Annotated in this window: 4 protein-coding genes; 3 read left to right on the forward strand and 1 reads right to left on the reverse strand. The window is 60.1% G+C overall.

All coding sequences use genetic code 11. The features are described 5' to 3' along the window. The first annotated feature begins 78 nt into the window (after window positions 1-78). From tnpA to tnpC, 3 genes are read left to right on the forward strand one after another with little or no spacing between them, the layout of a single operon-like run. Window positions 79-489 (forward strand): IS66-like element accessory protein TnpA, encoded by a 411-nt coding sequence (tnpA, locus tag AC1D1Z_RS36060; protein ID WP_018241647.1) that lies wholly within the window; start codon window positions 79-81, stop codon window positions 487-489. Next, the gene (tnpB, locus tag AC1D1Z_RS36065; RefSeq protein ID WP_018241646.1) at window positions 486-833 is read left to right on the forward strand and encodes an IS66 family insertion sequence element accessory protein TnpB; all 348 of its coding nucleotides are present in this window, start codon (window positions 486-488) and stop codon (window positions 831-833) included. The genes tnpA and tnpB overlap by 4 nt, the downstream gene beginning before the upstream one ends. Before the next feature lie 45 nt (window positions 834-878). Beyond that, complete coding sequence (gene tnpC / locus AC1D1Z_RS36070; RefSeq protein ID WP_018241645.1) at window positions 879-2,534, forward strand: IS66 family transposase; 1,656 nt, start codon at window positions 879-881, stop codon at window positions 2,532-2,534. Between the two features lie 21 nt (window positions 2,535-2,555). Here the strand turns inward: tnpC and AC1D1Z_RS36075 are convergent. Further along, window positions 2,556-4,698 (reverse strand): DUF1998 domain-containing protein (locus tag AC1D1Z_RS36075; protein WP_477853590.1); only part of this gene is annotated, 2,143 nt, incomplete at its 5' end.

Consider the following 4,698-nt stretch of genomic DNA (forward strand, 5'->3'; position numbering starts at 1 on the left):
GTAAGCCCACGGTGAAAGCCGTCTTGCGATGACGGGCTACTGACTGGCAGTCCTAGTGGTAACGCTAGGAGTAGTCATATGACGAAGCATCCAATTGAGGTGATCACGTCCGTAGAGCGCCGTCGGCGCTGGTCACGCGAGGACAAAGAGCGCCTCGTCGCTGCCTGCTTTGAGCCGGACGCGGTTATCTCTGAGATTGCTCGCGCGGCCGGTATCCATGTCAGCCAGTTGTTCCGTTGGCGCAAGGAGCTGTGCCGGATCGAGGAGCTGAAGACCGAGACGGCAACCACGTTGGTGCCGGTGATCGTGTCCGAGACCGCGCCGGCAGTCTCTCCCGTTCAAACGGAACCGCCCACCACATCCCATCCTCGTCGCAAACGCAGCGATGTAACGATTGAGCTGGGTCGGGGCAGACGCGTACGCGTGGATAGCGATATCGACACGGAAGCGCTTGGGCGCATTCTCGATTGCGTGCTGGGTCGTCGATGATCCCGGTCCCTACTGGTGTAAAGGTCTGGCTGGCGACAGGCCATACGGACATGCGAAAGGGCTTTCCGGGTCTATCGTTGATGGTGCAGGAGGCGCTGAAGCGTGACCCGATGTGTGGGCACCTGTTCGTATTCCGCGGCCGCGGTGGCGGTCTGATCAAGGTGATCTGGCATGACGGCCAGGGAGCCTGTCTGTTTACAAAGAAGTTAGAACGGGGACGCTTCATCTGGCCCTCGGCAGCCGATGGCACGGTGGTGATCACGCCCGCGCAGCTCGGTTATTTACTGGAAGGCATCGACTGGCGGATGCCGCAAAAGACCTGGCGGCCGACGTCGGCCGGATAAGCAAAAACACTGGAATGACAGGGTCGAATATGATTCCATCCTGTCATGAGCAATGCGACCGAAGAGCTTCCGGACGACCTTACCAGTGCGCTTGCACTGCTGGCCAAGGAACGTGCTCGGCGTGTTGCAGCCGAGGCTGAAGCAGCAACTGCCAAGGCAGAAGCCGCCAGTGCAAAGGCACTCGTATCACATTCCGAGGCGCTGATCGCGCGGCTGAAGCTGGAGATCGACAAGGTTCGCCGCGAACTCTACGGCAGCCGGTCCGAGCGTAAGGCGCGGCTCCTTGAGCAGATGGAGCTGCAGCTCGAGGAGCTAGAAGCAAATGCCGGTGAAGATGAACTGGTCGCGGAGATCGCAGCCAAAGCTTCAGCCGTCAAAGCCTTTGAGCGCAAGCGTCCTTCACGCAAACCCTTTCCAGAACACCTGCCGCGCGAGCGCATCGTCATCGCTGCTCCCACGAATTGCGCCTGCTGCGGGTCGACCAAACTGTCGAAACTCGGTGAGGATATCACCGAGACCCTGGAGGTCGTCCCGCGCCAGTGGAAGGTTATCCAGACGGTGCGGGAGAAGTTTACCTGCCGCGAGTGTGAGAAGATCACCCAGACACCAGCACCCTTCCATGTGACGCCCCGCGGTTTTGCCGGGCCGAACCTGCTGGCGATGATCCTGTTTGAGAAGTTCGCCCAGCACCAGCCGCTCAATCGCCAAAGCGAACGCTATGCCCGCGAGGGCATCGACCTCAGCTTATCGACATTGGCCGACCAGGTCGGAGCATGCGCCGCGGCTTTGAAGCCTATCCATTCACTGATCGAAGCGCACGTTCTGGCCGCCGGGCGGCTTCATGGCGACGACACGACAGTGCCGATCTTGGCGAGGGGAAAGACCGATACCGGTCGCATATGGACCTATGTCCGGGATGACCGACCATTCGGCGGGCTCTCACCGCCGGCCGCGCTGTATTATGCATCGCGGGACCGGCGACAGGAGCATCCGGAACGCCATCTGAAGACCTTCACCGGCATTCTGCAGGCGGATGCCTATGGCGGCTATAATCCGCTGTTCAAGGTTGATCGCGATCCAAATCCGCTAAGGCAGGCGTTTTGCTGGTCACATTCGAGACGTAAGTTCTTCGTGCTCGCCGACATCGCGGCGAATGCCAAGCGTGGAAAGAACGCTGCGCCGATCTCGCCCATGGCGCTGGAAGCCGTCAAACGGATCGACGCCCTGTTCGATATCGAGCGGGATATAAACGGGCTTGCCGCCGGTCAACGCCTGGACCGACGCCGCAGAGACAGCCTGCCGCTCGTCGACGATCTCCAGGCTTGGCTTCAAACCGAGCGTGCAAAACTGTCGCGCAGTTCTCCGGTCGCAGAGGCGATCGACTACATGCTCAAGCGTTGGGATGGCTTCACGTCATTCCTGGACGACGGCAGGATTTGCCTGACCAACAATGCCGCCGAGCGCGCGCTCAGAGGCTTCGCACTTGGCAGGAAATCATGGCTATTCGCCGGATCGGATCGTGGCGCTGACCGTGCCGCCTTCATGGCTACGCTGATCATGACGGCAAAGCTCAACGACATTGATCCGCAGGCGTGGCTTGCCGACATCCTCGCCCGCATAGCCGACACTCCGATCACCAGGTTGGAGCAACTGCTTCCATGGAACTGGACACCGCCGACCATCGACGCTCAAGCGGCGTGACCAGCGGCCTTCACCGTATGCTTACCCCTTGCCTACCGAGGCGCTTGATCGGGCGAGCGCTTCTGCCTGACGTTTCGGGCTAGCACGGAAGTCGTGCTGAGACAGGTTACCAGTCGAGGTGACCCGCCATGCTCCGAATCCCTGGTCGAATACGACGGTGGCTGAAATTCCGTCTTCGAAAATCAGCTTCATGTAGCGACCATGTGGAACCTGCTCGAACCGCAGCGTCAACGACACGCCTTTCAAGGCCGCGTATTCGGTGATCACGGCTTGCGCCAGATTACTGTCTCGCCAATCTTCGTGAAGACGCGACGGGAGGCCTGACTTTCCTCCTGGGGCGCTTGTCGACAACACCACGGAATGAGATGGAACCCCCTTCACCAAAGCAGCTACGGTATCGACGAACATTTTTGCCGTGAGCGGCGATTTGACGTAGGGATCGGTATATGTGACCGACGTCAGCTTCCGGTTCGTGGAGACACCTAGTTCTTCCAGAAGGCTGCGAATGCGACTTGCCATCGCTCCGCCGAACAGCGTCAGGCCACGATCGAGTTCCGTAGTGATCGTGTCAAACTTCGACCCTGGAGAAGGCAGCAGCAAGGACTTATTCAGCGGCGTTGTTTGCGCGATGCCATCGACGGTTCCGTACACGATTGGAAAAGTGGCGGGCTGCCCCCACTCCGCCGACACCTCCCAAGAAGCCGGATCCCTTGTCGCCCACGCCGTGGTTCTAGTGCCACTGGTCACGATGACACCGGCAACTGCGCCAGCGCCTAGTGTCGGAGGCGCTCCGACGTGTACGGGAAAGTTCCCGCCTGCTTTCGCGTAGCGCTGACCCAAGTCATACAAGGCAATCAGATCACCGTTGTTCCCTCGACGCAGCAGGCTTTCCGGGACCACGAAGACAACCTCGCTACTGTGGCTCAGCCATTGTTCCAGTGCTGTGTTTACAGGCCAGTTGGCGAGCTGGCCGAGATCGGTCGTCTCCGGAAGGTAGAGGCGTACCGATGGTTTGATGGATTCCCGCAACGTCCGAGCGACCTCGTCCTCGACGTTGATGGAAATCGCAGCGTCCTTAGATATCCGATCTTCGTCTGGCAGGGCACGGTGGAAGGAGAGATGCTGATCCAGGAAGTTCAGGGCCGAGCGACGGTCGAGGGTTCCTTCTTCGAACGGTGCGTCCGGCACGAGGACGCAAGCGGCGCAACCCGTACTGCAGCCGGTGTTCGGACAATCCAGGACGTTACGGGCTTCGGCGAGGACCTTCGGAAGCCGATCGGCGATCGACGCCGCAAACCCAGCGCCGCCCGCTGCGCGGTCGAATATCAGCATCGAACGTGAGCGTGTTCCGAACTGTGCGTCCGCCGTCTGCGTTGCGTAACCCATCTCGTCAGCTTCGATGCCGAGAATACGCGCTATACCCTCTCGCATCGCGATAACCAGAGCCGTCGCCGTGGCCTTCGCCGAAGGCATAGACGGCTGGAGTTCGAAAACGTCAGTCGAGATCTCATATCCTAGATCGAGATTGCGTCTCACCGCCCATGCATTGCCGTTGCCCTCGCAGACCTGGGCGTTCTCCCCCTTCTTCCAGCGGAGTGGCGCATGGAGGGCGAGCGGCGAAGCTACGGTCTGATCGATGTCGCCGTTGTCCAACCTCGGATAGTCGGGGGACGCCCGCCCGCAGTGCAGGCACAGGRCATATCCGTTTTTCAACTGTCCCCGATTGCTGTAGTAAACTGCGCCTTCACGGCTGCTACGATAGCGGCCAAGATCCGGGATCGGCAGCGATGTCCAAGGGCTCGCCCTGACGGACACGCTTGGTTCTTCTGGTGCGACGTAGGAGACGACGTCCGTCTCTGCATGCGCCTTGTCGCGCACGTCTACGGAGAACCCTGCAGGTCTCAGATAGGGGTTGTTCGTTACCGCTCCTGCGCATACCGGGCATTCGTTGAGCTCCGTCCGGCTGGTATCGCTCGTCCCGCATCGCCGGCATGTCCAATGTACTTTCAGACTCTGCACGTCTCGTATGTTGCTTTCGCTGGCCGGTCGTTTCCAGTTCAGGAGGACGCCTGCCGACTTGTGCACAAGTCCGTCAAGAACGATCTCCGAACCGGGAGCATAATCTCTTATCGCGAGATCAAGGGATCGTTGCGGTCCCGTAAGC

The organism is Rhizobium sp. P1_E1, from assembly GCF_056406015.1.

Excerpts from the sequence above, each read along its gene's own strand:
- tnpA (WP_018241647.1), top strand. The coding sequence starts at position 79 with ATGACGAAGCATCCAATTGAGGTGATCACGTCCGTAGAGCGCCGTCGG.
- tnpB (WP_018241646.1), top strand. The coding sequence starts at position 486 with ATGATCCCGGTCCCTACTGGTGTAAAGGTCTGGCTGGCGACAGGCCAT.
- tnpC (WP_018241645.1), top strand. The coding sequence starts at position 879 with ATGAGCAATGCGACCGAAGAGCTTCCGGACGACCTTACCAGTGCGCTT.